This is a genomic window from Priestia sp. USM5 (genome assembly GCF_058323215.1).
Genome location: NZ_JBSGKN010000001.1, coordinates 4,490,001 through 4,506,892, shown reverse-complemented (window position 1 = coordinate 4,506,892; position 16,892 = coordinate 4,490,001). Strand labels below are relative to the sequence as shown.

Annotated in this window: 26 protein-coding genes; 24 read left to right on the top strand and 2 right to left on the bottom strand. The window is 39.3% G+C overall.

Annotated elements, in window-relative coordinates:
- Position 1: 1 nt before the first annotated feature.
- The 24 genes from rpsH to ACWATA_RS23590 all read left to right on the top strand — a co-directional run bounded on the left by rpsH (position 2) and on the right by ACWATA_RS23590 (position 15,113).
- Complete coding sequence (gene rpsH, locus ACWATA_RS23705; RefSeq protein ID WP_013054941.1) at positions 2–400, top strand: 30S ribosomal protein S8; 399 nt, start codon at positions 2–4, stop codon at positions 398–400.
- A gap of 30 nt (positions 401–430) precedes the next feature.
- A complete protein-coding gene (gene rplF, locus ACWATA_RS23700; RefSeq protein ID WP_013054942.1) occupies positions 431–970 on the top strand; it encodes a 50S ribosomal protein L6 in 540 nt (179 codons plus the stop codon).
- A 32-nt stretch (positions 971–1,002) separates the two neighbouring features.
- The gene (gene rplR, locus ACWATA_RS23695) at positions 1,003–1,365 is read left to right on the top strand and encodes a 50S ribosomal protein L18 (protein WP_013054943.1); all 363 of its coding nucleotides are present in this window, start codon (positions 1,003–1,005) and stop codon (positions 1,363–1,365) included.
- A gap of 20 nt (positions 1,366–1,385) precedes the next feature.
- The gene (rpsE, locus tag ACWATA_RS23690) at positions 1,386–1,886 is read left to right on the top strand and encodes a 30S ribosomal protein S5 (protein WP_013054944.1); all 501 of its coding nucleotides are present in this window, start codon (positions 1,386–1,388) and stop codon (positions 1,884–1,886) included.
- Between the two features lie 14 nt (positions 1,887–1,900).
- Positions 1,901–2,083: a 50S ribosomal protein L30 gene (rpmD, locus tag ACWATA_RS23685; protein ID WP_013054945.1), complete on the top strand. Its 183-nt coding sequence runs from the start codon at positions 1,901–1,903 to the stop codon at positions 2,081–2,083.
- Positions 2,084–2,116: 33 nt separating this feature from the next.
- Positions 2,117–2,557 (top strand): 50S ribosomal protein L15, encoded by a 441-nt coding sequence (gene rplO, locus ACWATA_RS23680; RefSeq protein ID WP_013054946.1) that lies wholly within the window; start codon positions 2,117–2,119, stop codon positions 2,555–2,557.
- Entirely contained in the window at positions 2,557–3,849 is a 1,293-nt protein-coding gene (gene secY / locus ACWATA_RS23675; RefSeq protein WP_013054947.1) for a preprotein translocase subunit SecY, read from the top strand. Before rplO ends, secY begins: the two co-directional genes overlap by 1 nt.
- A gap of 66 nt (positions 3,850–3,915) precedes the next feature.
- Positions 3,916–4,569, top strand: a complete 654-nt coding sequence (locus tag ACWATA_RS23670) for an adenylate kinase (RefSeq protein ID WP_013054948.1) — start codon at positions 3,916–3,918, stop codon at positions 4,567–4,569.
- Positions 4,566–5,312 carry a type I methionyl aminopeptidase gene (gene map, locus ACWATA_RS23665; protein WP_028412665.1) on the top strand — a complete coding sequence of 249 codons (747 nt, stop codon included), beginning with the start codon at positions 4,566–4,568 and terminating at the stop codon, positions 5,310–5,312. Before ACWATA_RS23670 ends, map begins: the two co-directional genes overlap by 4 nt.
- Before the next feature lie 235 nt (positions 5,313–5,547).
- Positions 5,548–5,766, top strand: a complete 219-nt coding sequence (infA, locus tag ACWATA_RS23660; protein ID WP_010285101.1) for a translation initiation factor IF-1 — start codon at positions 5,548–5,550, stop codon at positions 5,764–5,766.
- Positions 5,767–5,803: 37 nt separating this feature from the next.
- The gene (gene rpmJ / locus ACWATA_RS23655; RefSeq protein ID WP_003156543.1) at positions 5,804–5,917 is read left to right on the top strand and encodes a 50S ribosomal protein L36; all 114 of its coding nucleotides are present in this window, start codon (positions 5,804–5,806) and stop codon (positions 5,915–5,917) included.
- A 24-nt stretch (positions 5,918–5,941) separates the two neighbouring features.
- The gene (gene rpsM, locus ACWATA_RS23650; protein ID WP_013054950.1) at positions 5,942–6,307 is read left to right on the top strand and encodes a 30S ribosomal protein S13; all 366 of its coding nucleotides are present in this window, start codon (positions 5,942–5,944) and stop codon (positions 6,305–6,307) included.
- Between the two features lie 23 nt (positions 6,308–6,330).
- Positions 6,331–6,720 (top strand): 30S ribosomal protein S11, encoded by a 390-nt coding sequence (gene rpsK, locus ACWATA_RS23645; protein ID WP_028412666.1) that lies wholly within the window; start codon positions 6,331–6,333, stop codon positions 6,718–6,720.
- 180 nt (positions 6,721–6,900) lie between these two features.
- Positions 6,901–7,845 carry a DNA-directed RNA polymerase subunit alpha gene (locus ACWATA_RS23640; RefSeq protein WP_013054952.1) on the top strand — a complete coding sequence of 315 codons (945 nt, stop codon included), beginning with the start codon at positions 6,901–6,903 and terminating at the stop codon, positions 7,843–7,845.
- A 44-nt stretch (positions 7,846–7,889) separates the two neighbouring features.
- A complete protein-coding gene (gene rplQ / locus ACWATA_RS23635) occupies positions 7,890–8,252 on the top strand; it encodes a 50S ribosomal protein L17 (RefSeq protein WP_013054953.1) in 363 nt (120 codons plus the stop codon).
- 138 nt (positions 8,253–8,390) lie between these two features.
- The gene (locus ACWATA_RS23630; RefSeq protein ID WP_013054954.1) at positions 8,391–9,230 is read left to right on the top strand and encodes an energy-coupling factor ABC transporter ATP-binding protein; all 840 of its coding nucleotides are present in this window, start codon (positions 8,391–8,393) and stop codon (positions 9,228–9,230) included.
- On the top strand, positions 9,206–10,075 hold the full coding sequence (locus ACWATA_RS23625) for an energy-coupling factor ABC transporter ATP-binding protein (protein WP_028412725.1): 870 nt from the start codon (positions 9,206–9,208) through the stop codon (positions 10,073–10,075). Before ACWATA_RS23630 ends, ACWATA_RS23625 begins: the two co-directional genes overlap by 25 nt.
- Positions 10,072–10,869: an energy-coupling factor transporter transmembrane component T family protein gene (locus ACWATA_RS23620; RefSeq protein ID WP_028412724.1), complete on the top strand. Its 798-nt coding sequence runs from the start codon at positions 10,072–10,074 to the stop codon at positions 10,867–10,869. The genes ACWATA_RS23625 and ACWATA_RS23620 overlap by 4 nt, the downstream gene beginning before the upstream one ends.
- Before the next feature lie 18 nt (positions 10,870–10,887).
- Positions 10,888–11,628 carry a tRNA pseudouridine(38-40) synthase TruA gene (truA, locus tag ACWATA_RS23615; RefSeq protein WP_013054957.1) on the top strand — a complete coding sequence of 247 codons (741 nt, stop codon included), beginning with the start codon at positions 10,888–10,890 and terminating at the stop codon, positions 11,626–11,628.
- A gap of 156 nt (positions 11,629–11,784) precedes the next feature.
- Positions 11,785–12,222 (top strand): 50S ribosomal protein L13, encoded by a 438-nt coding sequence (gene rplM, locus ACWATA_RS23610; RefSeq protein WP_013054958.1) that lies wholly within the window; start codon positions 11,785–11,787, stop codon positions 12,220–12,222.
- A gap of 22 nt (positions 12,223–12,244) precedes the next feature.
- Positions 12,245–12,637, top strand: a complete 393-nt coding sequence (gene rpsI, locus ACWATA_RS23605; RefSeq protein WP_013054959.1) for a 30S ribosomal protein S9 — start codon at positions 12,245–12,247, stop codon at positions 12,635–12,637.
- A gap of 111 nt (positions 12,638–12,748) precedes the next feature.
- Positions 12,749–13,171, top strand: a complete 423-nt coding sequence (locus ACWATA_RS23600; protein WP_028412723.1) for a DUF2521 family protein — start codon at positions 12,749–12,751, stop codon at positions 13,169–13,171.
- Positions 13,172–13,241: 70 nt separating this feature from the next.
- On the top strand, positions 13,242–13,949 hold the full coding sequence (gene cwlD / locus ACWATA_RS23595) for an N-acetylmuramoyl-L-alanine amidase CwlD (RefSeq protein ID WP_014462005.1): 708 nt from the start codon (positions 13,242–13,244) through the stop codon (positions 13,947–13,949).
- A 90-nt stretch (positions 13,950–14,039) separates the two neighbouring features.
- Positions 14,040–15,113, top strand: coding sequence for an Mrp/NBP35 family ATP-binding protein (locus tag ACWATA_RS23590; protein WP_165636549.1), 1,074 nt, complete (start codon positions 14,040–14,042; stop codon positions 15,111–15,113).
- A gap of 38 nt (positions 15,114–15,151) precedes the next feature.
- On the opposite strand, the gene ACWATA_RS23585 is transcribed toward ACWATA_RS23590, so the two are convergent.
- The gene (locus tag ACWATA_RS23585; RefSeq protein ID WP_165636550.1) at positions 15,152–16,060 is read right to left on the bottom strand and encodes a LysR family transcriptional regulator; all 909 of its coding nucleotides are present in this window, start codon (positions 16,058–16,060) and stop codon (positions 15,152–15,154) included.
- Between the two features lie 187 nt (positions 16,061–16,247).
- Positions 16,248–16,877, bottom strand: coding sequence for a spore germination lipoprotein GerD (gene gerD / locus ACWATA_RS23580; protein WP_033580786.1), 630 nt, complete (start codon positions 16,875–16,877; stop codon positions 16,248–16,250).
- Positions 16,878–16,892: the final 15 nt, after the last annotated feature.

Here is a 16,892-nt window from a genome sequence, read left to right as displayed (position 1 = left end):
TATGGTAATGACTGATCCTATTGCAGATTTACTAACTCGTATCCGCAATGCGAACATGGTTCGTCATGAGAAAATTGAAGTTCCTGCTTCTAACATTAAGAAGCAAATTGCAGAAATCCTTAAGCGTGAGGGTTTCGTACGTGATGTAGAATACATCGAAGACAACAAACAAGGTATTATCCGTATCTTCTTAAAATACGGTTCAAATAACGAACGTGTAATTACAGGCTTAAAACGTATCAGTAAACCTGGTCTACGTGTTTATGCAAAAACTAACGAAGTACCACGTGTACTTAACGGTTTAGGTATCGCAATCGTTTCTACTTCTCAAGGTGTTTTAACTGACAAAGAAGCTCGTCAAAAGCAAACTGGTGGAGAAGTATTAGCGTACGTTTGGTAATAAGTTTTAAATGTGAATGGAGGTGTAACTATGTCACGTGTTGGTAAAAAGCCTTTAGAACTTCCAGCAGGTGTTACAGTTACGAACGAGAGCAACACTGTAACTGTAAAAGGACCAAAGGGTGAATTAACTCGTACATTCCACCCTGAAATCGAAATTAAAGTTGAAGACAACGTATTAGTTGTTAATCGTCCTAGTGACAATAAAGAGCACCGCGCTCTTCATGGAACTACTCGTAGCCTTTTAGGTAACATGGTTGAAGGTGTTACTAAAGGATTCGAACGTGGTTTAGAATTAGTCGGTGTAGGTTACCGTGCACAAAAATCTGGTAGCAAATTAGTATTGAGCGTTGGATACTCTCACCCAGTTGAGATTACTCCTGAAACAGGAATCGAAATCGAAGTTCCTTCTCAAACTAAGATCGTTATTAAAGGTATTGATAAAGAACGCGTAGGTGCATTAGCTGCAAATATTCGTGACGTTCGTCCACCAGAGCCTTACAAAGGTAAAGGTATTCGTTACGAAGGCGAATATGTACGTCGTAAAGAAGGTAAAACTGCTAAGAAGTAATGCCGGTTAGGTAAAAGAAAGGAGTGCCCGAAATGATCACGAAGCTTGATAAAAACAAAGTTCGTAAAAAAAGACATGCTCGTGTTCGTGCGAAGTTATCTGGAACTGCAACTCGTCCGCGTTTAAACGTGTTCCGTTCTAATCAACATATTTACGCACAAGTTATCGACGATTTAAATTCAGTAACAATCGCAAGTGCTTCAACGTTAGATAAAGACCTGACTTTAGAAAGCACTGGTAACACTGAAGCTGCTATCAAAGTTGGCGAATTAGTCGCTAAACGCGCAGTAGAAAAAGGTGTAAACGAAGTAGTATTCGACCGTGGCGGTTATTTATATCATGGCCGTGTTAAAGCATTAGCTGACGCTGCTCGTGAAGCTGGATTACAATTCTAATTGTAAAAGGAGGGAAAATCATGCGTCGTATTGATCCAAATAAATTAGAGCTTGAAGAACGTGTTGTTACCGTTAACCGCGTAGCTAAAGTTGTGAAAGGTGGACGTCGTTTCCGCTTCGCTGCATTAGTTGTAGTTGGTGACAAAAACGGTCACGTTGGATTCGGTACTGGTAAAGCACAAGAGGTACCAGATGCAATCCGTAAAGCAATTGAAGATGCGAAGAAAAACTTAATTACTGTACCTATGGTTGGTACAACTATTCCACACGAAATCCTTGGACAATTTGGTGCAGGTCAAATTTTCTTAAAACCTGCTTCTGAAGGTACAGGAGTTATCGCTGGTGGCCCAGTTCGTGCGGTACTAGAATTGGGTGGAGTAAGTGATATTCTATCTAAATCTTTAGGTTCAAACACTCCAATCAACATGGTACGTGCAACTCTTAACGGTTTAGCTAACCTAAAACGTGCTGAAGATGTTGCAAAACTACGTGGCAAGACTGTAGAAGAACTGTTAGGATAAGGGAGGGATATGGAATGGCAAACAAACTAGCAATTACCCTTACTCGTAGCGTAATTGGTCGTCCAGAAGATCAACGTGTAACTGTTCGTACACTTGGCCTACGTAAGTTAAATCAAACTGTCGTTCAAGACGATAATCCTGCAATTCGCGGAATGATTAACAAAGTAGCTCACCTTGTTACAGTAAAAGAGCAATAAGTATAAATTGTCACTCTAAGGAGGTGCTCCGGAATGAAACTTCATGAATTGAAACCAGCTGAAGGTTCACGTAAAGTACGTAACCGTGTAGGTCGTGGTACTGGTTCAGGTAACGGAAAGACTTCAGGTAAAGGTCACAAAGGGCAAAACGCTCGCTCTGGCGGTGGCGTAAGACCTGGCTTCGAAGGTGGTCAAACTCCTTTATTCCGTCGTCTTCCAAAACGTGGGTTCACTAATATCAATCGCAAAGAATACGCGATTGTTAATTTAGAAGCTCTTAACCGTTTTGAAGATGGAACTGAAGTAACACCAGAATTATTAATCGAAACTGGTTTAGTAAGCAAAGCAAAAGCTGGCGTTAAAGTACTAGGAAACGGTACATTAAACTCTAAGCTAACTGTTAAAGCTGCTAAATTCTCTTCAACTGCTAAAGAAGCTATCGAAGCTGCTGGCGGTACAGTTGAGGTGATCTAATGTTTCAAACAATCTCCAATTTAATGCGCGTGCGTGAAATAAGACAAAAAATCTTTTTCACTTTGTTAATGTTAATTGTCTTCCGAATTGGTACATTTATTCCTGTACCAAGTGTTAATACGGATGTACTAAAATTGCAAGATGGGTTAAATGTATTCGGAGTTCTGAATACATTTGGCGGCGGCGCGTTAAAAAACTTTTCCATTCTTGCTATGGGCATTATGCCTTATATTACAGCATCCATCATCGTCCAATTATTGCAGATGGATGTTGTACCTAAGTTTACAGAATGGTCAAAGCAGGGAGATGTTGGGCGCCGTAAATTAGCTCAAGTAACTCGTTATGGAACAATTGTGCTTGGATTTATCCAGGCTTTAGGTATGTCTATAGGATTCAACAATATTTCGGGCGGACAATTGATCGCTAATCCAGGAATTTCTACGTATCTTCTAATTGCTACAGTGTTAACGGCAGGTACTGCCTTCTTAATGTGGTTAGGAGAACAGATTACTGCAAAAGGCGTAGGTAATGGTATTTCTATCATTATCTTTGCTGGGATTGCAGCTGGTATTCCGACAACATTAAATCAAATTTATGCACAGCAATTTGAAGACGTTGGGGATCAATTATTCATTCGTATCGTAACGGTAGTTTTAATTGCGATTGCAGTTTTAGCTATTATTGTTGGGGTTATTTACTTCCAACAAGCGCTACGAAAAATTCCTATTCAATATGCAAAGGGTTCAGCTGGTCGTAATCCTGTTGGAGGTCAATCCACTCATTTACCGTTAAAAGTAAATGCTGCTGGGGTTATTCCTGTTATCTTTGCAGTTTCATTTATTATCACACCACCAACAATTGCATCATTTTTCGGTCCAAATGATGTAACGACGTGGATTCAGAATACATTTGACTATACTAAGCCAATTGGTATGATAGTGTATGTAGCGTTAATCATTGCTTTTTGTTACTTCTATACATTTGTTCAAGTTAACCCTGAACAAGTAGCAGAGAACTTGAAAAAGCAAGGTGGCTACATCCCAGGCATTCGTCCTGGTAAAAGCACACAAGCTTATTTAACGAAAGTGTTATATCGTCTGACATTAATCGGTTCGATATTCCTTGCGTTAATTGCTGTGTTGCCGGTTCTGTTCATCAAAATTGCAAACCTACCCTCATCTGCTCAGATCGGCGGTACTAGTTTGTTAATTGTTGTCGGTGTAGCTCTTGAGACAATGAAACAGCTTGAGAGTCAATTAGTGAAACGCCATTATAAGGGATTTATTAAGTAAAGCTGTTTAGTGGGAGGCAGGCTGCTTTCCCATTAAACGGATAAGATACTGAGGGGGAAGCAAGAAATGAATTTAGTGTTAATGGGCCTTCCTGGTGCTGGGAAAGGTACTCAAGCAGAAAAAATCGTTGAGCATTACGATATCCCTCATATCTCAACAGGAGATATGTTCCGAGCTGCAATTAAAGAAGGAACGCAACTAGGTTTAAAAGCTAAATCATTTATGGACCAAGGTAACCTTGTTCCTGATGAAGTAACAATTGGAATTGTGCGCGAGCGTTTAAACAAACAAGATTGTGAAAACGGCTTTTTACTTGATGGCTTCCCGAGAACAGTAGCCCAAGCAGAAGCTCTTGAAACAATTACAAAAGAACTAAACAAGCAAATTGATTATGTGATTAATATTGATGTAGATCAAAGCATTTTAATGGAGCGTCTTACTGGACGCCGCATTTGTAAAGATTGCGGAGCTACTTACCACTTAGTATTCAATCCTCCTGCGAAAGAAGGAGTTTGTGACAAATGTGGCGGAGAGCTTTATCAACGTGCAGATGACAATGCTGAGACGGTTTCAACTAGACTTTCAGTTAATGTTAAACAATCTCAACCTCTACTTGATTTCTATCAAGAAAAAGGTTATCTACGCAATATTAATGGTAATCAAGATATTAACATTGTGTTTGAGGATGTTCGTCAATTACTTGCTGGGGTTAAGCAATGATCATTTGCAAGACACCAGAGGAAATTGAGGTCATGCGTGAAGCTGGACGAATCGTGGCTTTAACTCATCAAGAGTTGAAAAAACATATCGTTCCAGGTATTACGACTATAGAATTGGATGCAATTGCTGAAAATTTTATTCGTCAACATGATGCAATTCCGTCTTTTAAAGGGTATAATGGTTTTCGCGGCAGTGTATGTGCTTCTGTGAATGAAGAATTAGTTCATGGTATTCCGGGAGAACGCAAGCTTAATGAAGGGGATATCATCAGTTTAGACATCGGAGCTAAATTCGGTGGCTATCACGGTGACTCAGCTTGGACATACGGAGTAGGAAAGATTTCATTAGAAAATCAAGAGCTGCTTGATGTGACTGAGCAATCTCTCTACAAAGGATTAGCAGAAGCGAAGCCGGGTGAGCGTTTGTCGAATATTTCACATGCTATTCAACAGTACGCAGAATCACGTAACTTTTCGATTGTAAGAGAATATGTTGGCCATGGTGTCGGCAAAGACTTACATGAAGATCCGCAAGTACCTCATTATGGTCCACCGAATAAAGGACCGCGTCTACGTCCAGGCATGGTATTGGCAGTTGAGCCAATGGTGAATGCTGGTATGCGATATGTAAAAACATTACCTGATAACTGGACAGTTGTGACAGTGGATGGTAAAATGTGTGCGCACTTCGAACATACTATTGCAATTACTGAGACGGGATATGAAATTCTGACAGCATTGTAATGTTAAAGGATGTTATCTCTATCCATTCCTCGCTAGATGCACTGGACAGTAAACAGTAATTATCTAAATTCACGATGATCGTTTTTCGTCTGAATTGCTGTTAAAATGGTAAAGATGTATATTAGCGTCAATCATCTTGAATTTAATGATTACGATCTCCGGATGTTCAGAACAGGTTCTTTTTAAGTCGTTTAATGATAGCTTGTTACTGTTTCAAAGAAAGGAGAGCACTTTAATGGCAAAAGACGATGTAATTGAAGTTGAAGGTACAGTTGCTGAGACTTTACCTAACGCTATGTTCAAGGTAGAATTAGAAAATGGTCATACAGTACTTGCTCACGTATCAGGAAAAATTCGCATGCATTTCATTCGAATCTTACCTGGTGATAAAGTAACTGTAGAATTGTCACCATACGATTTAACTCGCGGTAGAATTACGTACCGTTTCAAATAAAACCTATGCACTCCGTACTATCAAGGAGGTATGAAACATGAAAGTCAGACCATCAGTTAAACCAATCTGCGAAAAATGTAAAGTTATCCGTAGAAAAGGTAAAGTAATGGTAATTTGTGAAAACCCTAAGCATAAACAAAAACAAGGTTAATCAATAAGGAGGTGCACTATTCATATGGCACGTATTGCTGGTGTTGATATTCCTCGTGACAAGCGTGTAGTAATTTCATTAACATACATTTTCGGTATTGGTCGTCCAACTGCTGAAAAAGTTCTAGCTGAAGCTGGAGTTTCTGAAGATACTCGCGTTCGTGACTTAACAGAAGAAGAATTAGGTAAAATTCGTGATATTTTAGATAGCTATAAAGTAGAAGGCGATCTTCGTCGTGAAGTTTCTTTAAACATCAAACGTTTAATTGAGATTGGTTCATACCGTGGTATCCGCCACCGTCGTAGTTTACCAGTTCGTGGTCAAAACAGTAAAAACAATGCTCGTACACGTAAAGGCCCACGCCGTACTGTAGCGAACAAGAAGAAATAATTAGTAAGGGAGGTCATTAACAGATGGCACGTAAAACTAATACACGTAAACGTCGCGTGAAAAAGAATATTGAAGCTGGTGTAGCTCATATTCGCTCAACGTTTAACAACACTATTGTAACAATTACAGATGTTCACGGTAATGCGATTGCTTGGTCTAGTGCAGGCGCACTTGGCTTCAGAGGTTCTCGTAAATCCACTCCATTTGCTGCGCAAATGGCTGCTGAAGCTGCTGCAAAAGTTTCTATGGATAACGGAATGAAAACTCTTGAAGTTACAGTTAAAGGCCCTGGTGCTGGTCGTGAAGCAGCTATCCGTGCTCTTCAAGCTGCAGGTTTAGAAGTAACAGCTATTAGAGATGTTACTCCTGTACCTCACAACGGATGCCGCCCACCAAAACGTCGTCGTGTATAATTAATATGTATAGATTCTATTTCGTTGTCTATAATGATGATGGTGTAGAATTTATTCATGCAACGAAATGTTTTCCATTTGTTGTGCACATTCGGGAACTGTCTAATAGGGAATTTCGGTTAGGCATTTGAGAAATCAGCCGTCTAGCCGAGGTTTCGACGTTTTGAAGGAGGGTTTATATTGATAGAGATTGAAAAGCCAAAAATCGAAACGGTAGAAATCAGCGATGATAGAAAGTACGGTAAATTCGTCGTCGAACCACTTGAGCGTGGATATGGTACTACTTTGGGTAACTCCTTACGTCGTATCCTATTATCCTCACTCCCTGGTGCAGCTGTAACATCTATTCAAATTGAAGGTGTATTACATGAATTTTCAACAGTTCCTGGAGTTGTTGAAGATGTAACAAACATCATTTTAAACGTTAAAAAGTTAGCGTTAAAGATTTACTCTGATGAAGAGAAAACACTTGAGATCGATGTTAAAGGTCCTGGTACAGTAACGGCTGCTGACATTCAAGCAGACAGTGATATCGAAGTTCTAAATCCGGATCTTCATATTGCAACACTTGAGTCAGATGCTCATTTCCGTATGAGACTTACTGCTCGCACAGGTCGAGGTTATAATCCTGCCGATGCTAACAAGCGTGAAGACCAACCAATTGGTGTACTTCCAATTGACTCAATCTATACGCCTGTTACTCGCGTATCGTATTATGTAGAAAATACTCGTGTTGGTCAAATGACAAATTACGATAAGTTAACGTTGGATGTTTGGACTGACGGTAGCATCGAGCCAGAAAAAGCTGTTGCTTTAGGTGCAAAGATTCTAACGGAACACTTAAATATCTTCGTTAACTTAACAGATGAAGCTCAAAAAGCAGAGATCATGGTAGAAAAAGAAGAAGACCAGAAAGAAAAAGTTCTAGAGATGACGATCGAGGAACTGGATTTATCTGTTCGTTCTTACAACTGCTTAAAACGAGCAGGCATCAATACTGTACAAGAGCTTGCTAATAAAACAGAAGAAGATATGATGAAAGTTCGTAACTTAGGCCGTAAATCTTTAGAAGAAGTTAAAGCTAAACTTGAAGAATTAGGTTTGGGTCTACGTAAGGACGACTGATTATATCTACCTGTTTAACTACTTAACAAAGGAGGGGACCTCACATGTCTTACCGTAAATTAGGTCGTACAAGCGCACAACGCAAGGCGCTTCTTCGTGATTTAACAACTGATTTAATCATCAGTGAACGCATTGAGACAACTGAAGCTCGTGCAAAAGAATTACGTTCAACTGTTGAAAAAATGATTACTTTAGGTAAACGTGGAGATCTACACGCTCGTCGTCAAGCTGCATCTTACATCCGTAATGAAGTAGCTAACGAGGAAGCTGGTCAAAGCGCTTTACAAAAACTATTCAGCGATATCGCTACTCGCTACGAAGATCGCCAAGGCGGTTACACTCGTATCTTAAAAGTTGGACCTCGCCGTGGTGACGGTGCTCCAATGGTTATCATTGAATTAGTTTAATATTTTTAATACAGATAGAAAAGGGCGAGACAGTGTGTAACTAGTCGTTGCCCTTTTTTTATACCTTAAACCGGGTAAATAGCGTAAAAAACCAATGTAGGCAATGCTGCAATAGAAAAAGCTGAGAGGAAGATAGCGTTGAAAGAAATGTCTTTAGAGGTAAAAGATTTATGCTTTCGATACGATCCTGAAGCAGACCTAACATTAGATCACCTTTCTCTCTCTGCTTATAAAGGTGAATGGTTAGCGATAGCTGGACATAATGGATCTGGTAAATCGACGCTGGCACGAATTCTAAACGGCCTTTTGCTACCTGAAAAAGGAACGGTTCGAGTGGGCGATACTCTTTTATCTGAAGAAACAATATGGGATGTGCGCAAGCAGATTGGAATGGTGTTTCAAAACCCAGATAATCAATTTGTTGGCTCAACCGTTCAAGATGATATTGCGTTTGGGCTTGAAAACAACGGGATTCCATTTGAGATTATGGAAAAACGTATACCTGAAGCAATCGAAATGGTCAATATGAGTGCTTTTCTGGATCAAGAGCCTCATCAGCTATCAGGTGGACAAAAACAGCGTGTGGCCATTGCGGGTATAATTGCCGTACAGCCATCTGTTATCATTCTAGATGAAGCAACATCTATGTTAGATCCTATTGGACGAACTGAAGTACTTGAAACTGTTAGAAAATTAAAAGAAGAAAAACAACTGACGGTTATTTCAATTACCCACGATTTAGATGAAGTAGCAATGGCTGACAGAGTCGTTGTGATGAACAAAGGGAAGATCTATGCAACAGGTACTCCACGCGAAGTATTTGCATTAGGTTCCAAGTTAACGGATATTGGACTAGACTTGCCGTTTTCCGTTAAACTAAGCCATCGTTTTGCTTCCGTAGGAATTCCTTTATCAAAAATTCATTTAACAGATGAGGACTTGGTGGACGAACTATGGACATTATATTCAAAGAAGTAGAGCATCGTTATCAAGTTAATACACCATTTGAACGAATTGCTCTACATGACTTAAATTTAAGCATTCAATCAGGTACATTTTTGGCTGTTATTGGCCATACTGGTTCTGGGAAATCAACAATCATACAGCATCTGAATGCTTTATTGAAGCCAACTGCTGGTGAAATTCAAATCGGTGAGCGCACCATTAAAGCCAATCGAAAAGAAAAGAATTTAAAAGCTATTCGTCAGCAAGTAGGCGTGGTGTTTCAATTTCCAGAACATCAGCTTTTTGAAGAAACGGTGGAAAAAGATATAGCTTTTGGACCAATGAATTATGGCGTTTTGGAAGAAGAAGCAAAGCAAAAAGCACGAGAGCTTATCAAGTTAGTGGGGTTGCCAGAAGACATTCTCACCAGATCTCCTTTTGATTTGAGTGGTGGACAAATGCGTCGTGTAGCGATAGCAGGTATTCTAGCGATGAATCCTAATGTGCTAATTTTAGATGAGCCAACTGCTGGATTGGACCCTAGAGGCCGTCAAGAAATTATGAATATGATTTATCGTCTTCATAAAGAAAAAGGCTTGACGACGATTCTCGTGACTCACAGCATGGAAGATGCAGCTATGTACGCTGATGAGCTAATTGTAATGAATAAAGGAACGATTGCGATGAAAGGGTCACCTAGAGAAGTTTTCGGTCAGCATACGCAGCTAAAAGAATATGGATTGGATGTTCCAGAATCGCTTCGCTTTATGCTGAAGCTGCAAGAGAAATTTCAGCTTGAAGCATCGGATACGGTTATTACCTTTTCTGAAGTGGTAGAGAAAGTGCAGCACCTTATGCAGCAAGGTGAACGAATATGATGAACTCAATCATTATTGGTAAGTATGTCCCGGGTCATTCTGTTGTCCATCGAATGGATCCTCGGGCCAAGCTGCTTCTCGTATTTGCGTATGTATTAATTGTGTTTTTAGCAAATAACCCTATCGGCTATGCTTTTTTAGGTGTGTATACCCTTGTGATAGTGGCCATGAGTAAAGTGCCCGTTTCCTTTATTTTAAGAGGGTTAAAGCCCGTTCTATTTATTATTATCATTACGTTTCTTTTGCACATTTTTATGACGAAGGAAGGTCCTCTTTTGTTTGAATGGGGATGGTTTTCTGTCTATAAAGGCGGCCTTATTCAAGGTGTTTTAATTTCCTTGCGCTTCTTGTTCTTAATTTTAATTACGACGATGCTAACGTTAACGACTACGCCCATTGAAGTAACAGATGGAATGGAAAGCTTGTTGAATCCATTTAAAAAGCTCAAGCTTCCTGTTCATGAATTAGCTTTAATGATGTCCATTTCTCTTCGCTTTATTCCTACATTGATGGAAGAGACAGATAAAATTATTAAAGCGCAGACAGCACGAGGAGTGGACTTTAGCAGCGGTCCCGTTACGGATCGGTTGAAAGCTGTCGTTCCTTTGCTTGTTCCTTTATTTATAGGTTCATTTAAGCGTGCTGAAGAGCTAGCTATTGCCATGGAGGCAAGAGGATATAAAGGCGGAGAAGGGCGTACAAAGTATCGTCAATTAAAATGGGGAAGCATAGATACAATTATGCTTTTACTTCTGCTGGCAGTAGCAGTTGTTTTAGTGCTGATTAGAACGTAAAGATTGTTTGGTGAAAAGATGAAACGTTTAAAATGTATAGTTGCATACGACGGCACACACTTTTCAGGTTATCAAGTTCAGCCCAATAAGCGAACAGTTCAACTGGAGATTGAAGCCGTTTTAGAGAAAATGCATAACAAAAAAGTTCCGATTTACGCCTCTGGACGAACGGACACAAATGTTCATGCACAGGGGCAAGTCATTCATTTTGACACAAACCTAAATATTCCATGTGATAAGTGGAAAAAAGCATTGAATTCAATGCTACCAGATGATATTGTAATGAAGAATGTATGTGAAGTTGATGCACATTTTCACGCCCGGTATGACGTTACTTCAAAAGAGTATCGCTATCATATTTTGCGCGGCGAAGATCGAAATCCTTTCACTCGTTCTTATGCATACCATTACCCTTATCCATTAGACTACTCAAAAATGAAAAAAGCCATCACATATTTACTCGGTACACACGACTTTACAAGCTTTTGTTCAGCGAGGACAGAAGTGGAAGATAAGATTCGTACGATTTACAAGATTGATATGTATGAAGAGAATAGTCAGCTTGTGTTTAGATTCGTTGGAAGTGGCTTTCTTTATAATATGGTTCGTATTCTTGTTGGAACGCTTTTAGAAGTAGGACAAGGCCGTATTGAACCAGATGCTATAAAAGATATTCTAGAAAGCAAATCACGTCCTCGTGCAGGGAAAACTGCGCCTTCGCAAGGACTATATTTATGGCGCGTTTTCTATGACAACTAAACCTGGTGTAACATTTTCTTGACATTAGTAGCTTAAAGATATAATATATCATATGGTATGTATTTTAACCCCACGGTTAGCCCCGGAAATTAATCGTGTTGAAATAGAAGGTTGAAATAATTTTATAATTGATGATGAAAATTAGGAGGGAAACTCATGCGTACAACTTTCATGGCGAAAGCAAACGAAGTAGAGCGTAAATGGTATGTTGTCGATGCTGAAGGTAAAACTTTAGGTCGTTTAGCAAGTGAAGTAGCATCAATCTTACGCGGTAAACATAAACCAACTTTTACACCACATGTTGATACTGGTGATCACGTGATCCTTATCAATGCGTCAAAAATCGAATTAACAGGTAAAAAATTAACTGATAAAATTTATTACCGTCACAGCATGCACCCAGGTGGTTTGAAACAACGTACAGCATTAGAAATGCGTACTAACTACTCTGAGAAAATGCTTGAATTAGGAATCAAAGGCATGCTTCCAAAAGGTAGCCTAGGCCGTCAAATGTTCAAAAAATTACATGTGTATGCTGGTGAAACACATCCACATGAAGCACAAAAACCAGAAGTTTACGAACTTCGCGGATAATTAATAAGAGGAGGTTATTATCTTGGCACAGGTACAATATTACGGAACTGGTCGTCGTAAAAGCTCTGTTGCTCGTGTACGTTTAGTACCAGGTAACGGTCGCGTAACAATCAACGGTCGTGAAATCGAAGAATACATTCCATTTGCTGCACTACGTGAAGTAGTAAAACAACCACTTGCTTTAACTGAAACTGTAGGTAACTATGACGTATTTGTAAACGTTAATGGTGGAGGTTATGCAGGTCAAGCTGGCGCTATTCGTCACGGAATCTCTCGTGCTTTATTAGAAGCAGACCCTGAATACCGTGGAACATTAAAACGTGCTGGTCTATTAACTCGTGACGCTCGTGCGAAAGAACGTAAAAAATACGGTCTTAAAGGCGCTCGTCGTGCACCACAATTCTCAAAACGTTAATTTTATATTACGTTTCAAGCCTTGGTCTTTGGACCAAGGCTTTTTTTATTTGTTGTTTGCGTATGAGACGAAGGCTTGTGCAGACAATATGTAAAAAAGGGAGGTGTTATCGTGAACGAGGTTACATATTTAAAAGAAAAACGTTATGAAAAAGAAATGAAATATGAACGCAAAGTCCTAAGGGAACTATCGTTTGATTTGCTTCAAGAGAGGCTGCGCCGTTATTTTCATCCAATGTTTCAGTGGAATATGCTAGGAGACGAACATGTGGAGGAGTACTGTCTTGACATTGCTATCGAATCATTTTTATTAGGTGCCCGGGTGAGTAAACGTGGTAAAGGCTACGAAGATGTTCAGAAGCACAGTAAGCAAGAAGAGTCTCTTTTAATTGATACATTGTACGGAGCCGTCAGCATGTCTGTAACAGATCTTTATCAAGATGGTCTGTATTATTTGTGTCAAGGATATGTGCAAGACTGGTGGAAAGAAGGTTATCGAACCGCAGAAAAAAGACGCCGTTTACGTTTGCATTAAAAAGTACTCATAATTCCCGTTCTTGTCCCATATAGAAATAAATAGGTGAGGCAAGAAGGGAAGGGATAAAATGTCTAAAGTAAAAATAATGAGCACAATTATAGCGCTTCTCGTTCTTTTTGTCATTGTACAATATCAAATAGATCATAGAACATCATCCGGTTCGCTTTCACTTCCTCTTAGCGGGAAAGTTATTGTACTAGATCCTGGACATGGCGGTGTTGATGGAGGAGCGGTAGGAGAGGATGAGGTGCTTGAAAAAGAAATAACTCTTAAAATTTCGTTAATGCTTCGAGACTATCTGCAAGAGCAAGGGGCACTTGTTATTATGACGAGAGAAAAAGACGAAGACCTAGCGGCCAAAGATACAAGAGGATACAGTCGCAGAAAAGTAGAAGACTTAAAAAATCGCTTAACGATGATTAATAAATCCAACGCTGATTTGTACTTAAGTATTCACTTGAATGCTATTCCATCCTCTGCGTGGAGAGGGGCTCAAACTTTCTATTACGGATCCCTAAAAGAAAACGAGCAAGTGGCCAAACTCATTCAACAAGAGCTAAGAAATAATCTGGACAATACGACCCGTGAAGCAAAAGCTATTCAAACTCTTTACCTTCTTAAGCATTCTAAGCCACCCGGTGCTTTGGTTGAAGTAGGATTCTTGTCAAATCCTACAGAACGTAAAATGCTTCAATCGAAACGCTATCAAAAAAAGTTAGCTGAATCCATTTATGAAGGAGTCAGCCGGTATTTTACTGGAGAAAAGCCTAAATAAAAAGCATAGCACCCTTCTATTCAGAAAAATCTAATATGTATGATATACTTGATAGTATAAATAAATAGATTTTAACATGGTGGTGGGAGTATGCTAACGGAAAAGCAAGTAAAAGAAGTAGTAGGGGAAATTACAGATCCATTTTTAAATAAAAAACTATCAGAAACAGATGCGATTAAAGAAATAACAATCAAAGCTGAAAAAAAGCATATAAGCCTGAAGATTGCTGTTGCAAAAACAGGTACGAGTGAACAGTTGAGCCTGCAAGGCACAATTGTAGAAGAATTAAAAAAAGCAGGTGTACAGTCGGTTGGACTGCGATTTGTTGAGTTTACGCCTGAGGAACTTCAGCAGTACCGCGCTGAGCAGCCGAATACTGGCAACTTACTAACTAGTCCGAATGCACCTGAATTTATTGCTATTGCCAGCGGTAAAGGAGGCGTTGGTAAATCAACAGTCTCTGTTAACTTAGCCGTTTCTCTAGCTCGTTTAGGAAAAAAAGTTGGTTTAATTGATGCTGACATTTATGGATTCAGCGTCCCAGACATGATGGGAATCACACAACGTCCTGTAGTAGAAGGTGAAAAGATTATTCCAGTTGATCGTTTCGGAGTAAAAGTTATTTCCATGGGCTTCTTTGTAGAAGATAATTCACCTGTTATCTGGCGAGGACCTATGCTCGGAAAAATGTTGACGAGCTTCTTTACAGAAGTTGAATGGGGAGAATTAGATTATCTTTTACTAGACTTACCTCCAGGAACAGGTGATGTCGCATTAGACGTTCACTCCATGCTTCCTGCTTGTAAAGAAGTGATTATTACAACACCACATCCTACAGCGGCATTTGTTGCAGCTAGAGCGGGTGCTATGGCTTTGAAAACCGATCATGAGGTCATTGGAGTTGTAGAAAATATGGCTTACTTTGAAAGCCAGCTAACAGGGGAAAAAGAGTATGTATTTGGTAAAGGCGGGGGTCCGAAACTGGCTGAGGAACTTCAGACAGAGCTGTTAGGACAGCTTCCGTTAAGTCAGCCTGATTGGAATGAAGAAGATTTTGCACCTTCCATTTACGACGAATCGCATCGTTTAGGTCAAATATATGGAGAGATTGCAAGCAAGATTGCATTTATTTGCGAAAATGAAAAAGCAGCAACAGGAAAATAATAAAAAGCACGCGCTGTTCGAGCGCGTGCTTTTTATTATTATACAGAGAGTTCAATCTGCGTCTTTTTTAAATCAAATGCGAGGTTTTGTTTTAAGAGAGCTAAAAATGTTTTTCCAGCTGTACTTACGGTGTGAGACTGGTGCTTTAAAATGCCGATTGCAGGCCCCTCATGTAAGTCATGAATCGTTTTAACCACCACTTGATCCGGCGGAAGAGTTGCGCTTATTTGTGGAACAACGGCTATTCCTAAGTTTTCTTTTACAAAATGCTGAAGTGTGCTAATAGTGCCTAACTGGACTTTAGCAGGCAACTGTCCTGTTCGTTCAAAGATTAGCTGGGCAATTTTCTTTTGAACGGAAGATTGCCCAGCTGTAATCAGCGTTTCGTGTATTAAATCTTTTGCAAAGATTGTTTTTCTTTTTGTTAGCGCATGATTGAATGGTAGTAGCAGCACAAGTTTTTCTGTTAGCAATGCCTCAAACTCTATATCTCTGAACGATTCTGATACAGTGCCAATCGCGAAATCAATTTCTTGATTGCGTATATGTTGATGAAGGTGCTTTTCGTCTGCAACGAGTAAGCTAATTTCTGTGTTGGGATATCTTTTTTTAAATAATGAGAGAATGGAAGGCAGTCGACTGCTTGCTGTAGGCTCTGCAGCACCTATACGGATCGTGCCAGCTTCGCCTGTTGAATAATCCTTTAAGGTATTATTTAGATATTCATATTCCTTTAGTAAAATATTTGCCCGTTCGTAAAAGATTTTACCTGCTTCAGTAAGTTTAATGCTTTTTCCTCGTTCTAAAAGCTTAAATCCTAGTTCGGATTCTAACTTTTGAATGTGCAGTGTAATGGTAGGCTGAGAGTACTTTAAATATTCAGCGGCTAATTGAAAGCTTCCTAAACGAACAATGGTTTGAAACGTTTTAATAACGCGAAATTCCATCGAATTCCCTCCTTTTGCTATAAAACGATTGTGTTAATTTCTAATATTTTACCATAAAGCTAAGAATTAAAGTTTACAATTCCAATAAAAATACTAAGTATTAAAAAATATAAAGAAGTCATTTAGGTTTTTTAATAAAAATAAATGACATAATTAAATACGCATCTCATGTGAGATGCGTATTTAATCACTGCTGTTGCTGTTCTCCGCCTGAGTCAGATCCAGCGGAAGAAGAACCACCATCGTCGCTGCTTTGTTTTTGTCCACCTTGTGTTTCTTCAGCGGCTTTCAAAAGAATGTCTTGAATTTTAGATTGATAAAGAGGGCTATCAAACGTTTCGGTCATAATCTTTTGTAAATAAGTGCGATATTCTTTACTCTTTAAAACAGTCAGTACTTCTTTTTCCATAGCCGGATCCTTTAAAACATCTTGAAGCATTCCTTGATATTCAGGATCTTTCATTAGTTGTTTGATGACCGTCTTATTTTCTTTTTCCAAACTTTTAGCAAAGCTTTCAGCAAACTTCGGATCATCCATGGCTTTTTTCCAAAATTCCACGCCCTTATCTGATACTAGGGTTTGAGAAATTGTATCTTTTATCGCGTTTTGATCCATTAAAATATCTTGTCTAACAGAAGGGTCTTTCATAATTGCCTCGACTGCTTTTTTTCCTTCATCTGTTTTTAAAATATCAACAACCATTTTCTTTGTTTGATCATAATCCATACCATTGTTCTCTTCATCTTGCGGTGCACAGGCTGTAGCTAAAAGCATACACATTCCTATATAAATGAGGAGCATGAGTCGCTTTTTCATAGTAATGAGCTCCTT

Coding starts and splice junctions, on each gene's coding strand:
- rpsK (WP_028412666.1), top strand. CDS start 6,331: ATGGCACGTAAAACTAATACACGTAAACGTCGCGTGAAAAAGAATATT.
- ACWATA_RS23625 (WP_028412725.1), top strand. CDS start 9,206: ATGGACATTATATTCAAAGAAGTAGAGCATCGTTATCAAGTTAATACA.
- ACWATA_RS23620 (WP_028412724.1), top strand. CDS start 10,072: ATGATGAACTCAATCATTATTGGTAAGTATGTCCCGGGTCATTCTGTT.
- ACWATA_RS23670 (WP_013054948.1), top strand. CDS start 3,916: ATGAATTTAGTGTTAATGGGCCTTCCTGGTGCTGGGAAAGGTACTCAA.
- rplO (WP_013054946.1), top strand. CDS start 2,117: ATGAAACTTCATGAATTGAAACCAGCTGAAGGTTCACGTAAAGTACGT.
- truA (WP_013054957.1), top strand. CDS start 10,888: ATGAAACGTTTAAAATGTATAGTTGCATACGACGGCACACACTTTTCA.
- ACWATA_RS23585 (WP_165636550.1), bottom strand. CDS start 16,060: ATGGAATTTCGCGTTATTAAAACGTTTCAAACCATTGTTCGTTTAGGA.
- rplM (WP_013054958.1), top strand. CDS start 11,785: ATGCGTACAACTTTCATGGCGAAAGCAAACGAAGTAGAGCGTAAATGG.
- rpsH (WP_013054941.1), top strand. CDS start 2: ATGGTAATGACTGATCCTATTGCAGATTTACTAACTCGTATCCGCAAT.
- gerD (WP_033580786.1), bottom strand. CDS start 16,877: ATGAAAAAGCGACTCATGCTCCTCATTTATATAGGAATGTGTATGCTT.
- ACWATA_RS23590 (WP_165636549.1), top strand. CDS start 14,040: ATGCTAACGGAAAAGCAAGTAAAAGAAGTAGTAGGGGAAATTACAGAT.
- rpmD (WP_013054945.1), top strand. CDS start 1,901: ATGGCAAACAAACTAGCAATTACCCTTACTCGTAGCGTAATTGGTCGT.
- rpsE (WP_013054944.1), top strand. CDS start 1,386: ATGCGTCGTATTGATCCAAATAAATTAGAGCTTGAAGAACGTGTTGTT.
- secY (WP_013054947.1), top strand. CDS start 2,557: ATGTTTCAAACAATCTCCAATTTAATGCGCGTGCGTGAAATAAGACAA.
- map (WP_028412665.1), top strand. CDS start 4,566: ATGATCATTTGCAAGACACCAGAGGAAATTGAGGTCATGCGTGAAGCT.
- rplF (WP_013054942.1), top strand. CDS start 431: ATGTCACGTGTTGGTAAAAAGCCTTTAGAACTTCCAGCAGGTGTTACA.
- rpmJ (WP_003156543.1), top strand. CDS start 5,804: ATGAAAGTCAGACCATCAGTTAAACCAATCTGCGAAAAATGTAAAGTT.
- infA (WP_010285101.1), top strand. CDS start 5,548: ATGGCAAAAGACGATGTAATTGAAGTTGAAGGTACAGTTGCTGAGACT.
- rplR (WP_013054943.1), top strand. CDS start 1,003: ATGATCACGAAGCTTGATAAAAACAAAGTTCGTAAAAAAAGACATGCT.
- cwlD (WP_014462005.1), top strand. CDS start 13,242: ATGTCTAAAGTAAAAATAATGAGCACAATTATAGCGCTTCTCGTTCTT.
- rplQ (WP_013054953.1), top strand. CDS start 7,890: ATGTCTTACCGTAAATTAGGTCGTACAAGCGCACAACGCAAGGCGCTT.
- rpsM (WP_013054950.1), top strand. CDS start 5,942: ATGGCACGTATTGCTGGTGTTGATATTCCTCGTGACAAGCGTGTAGTA.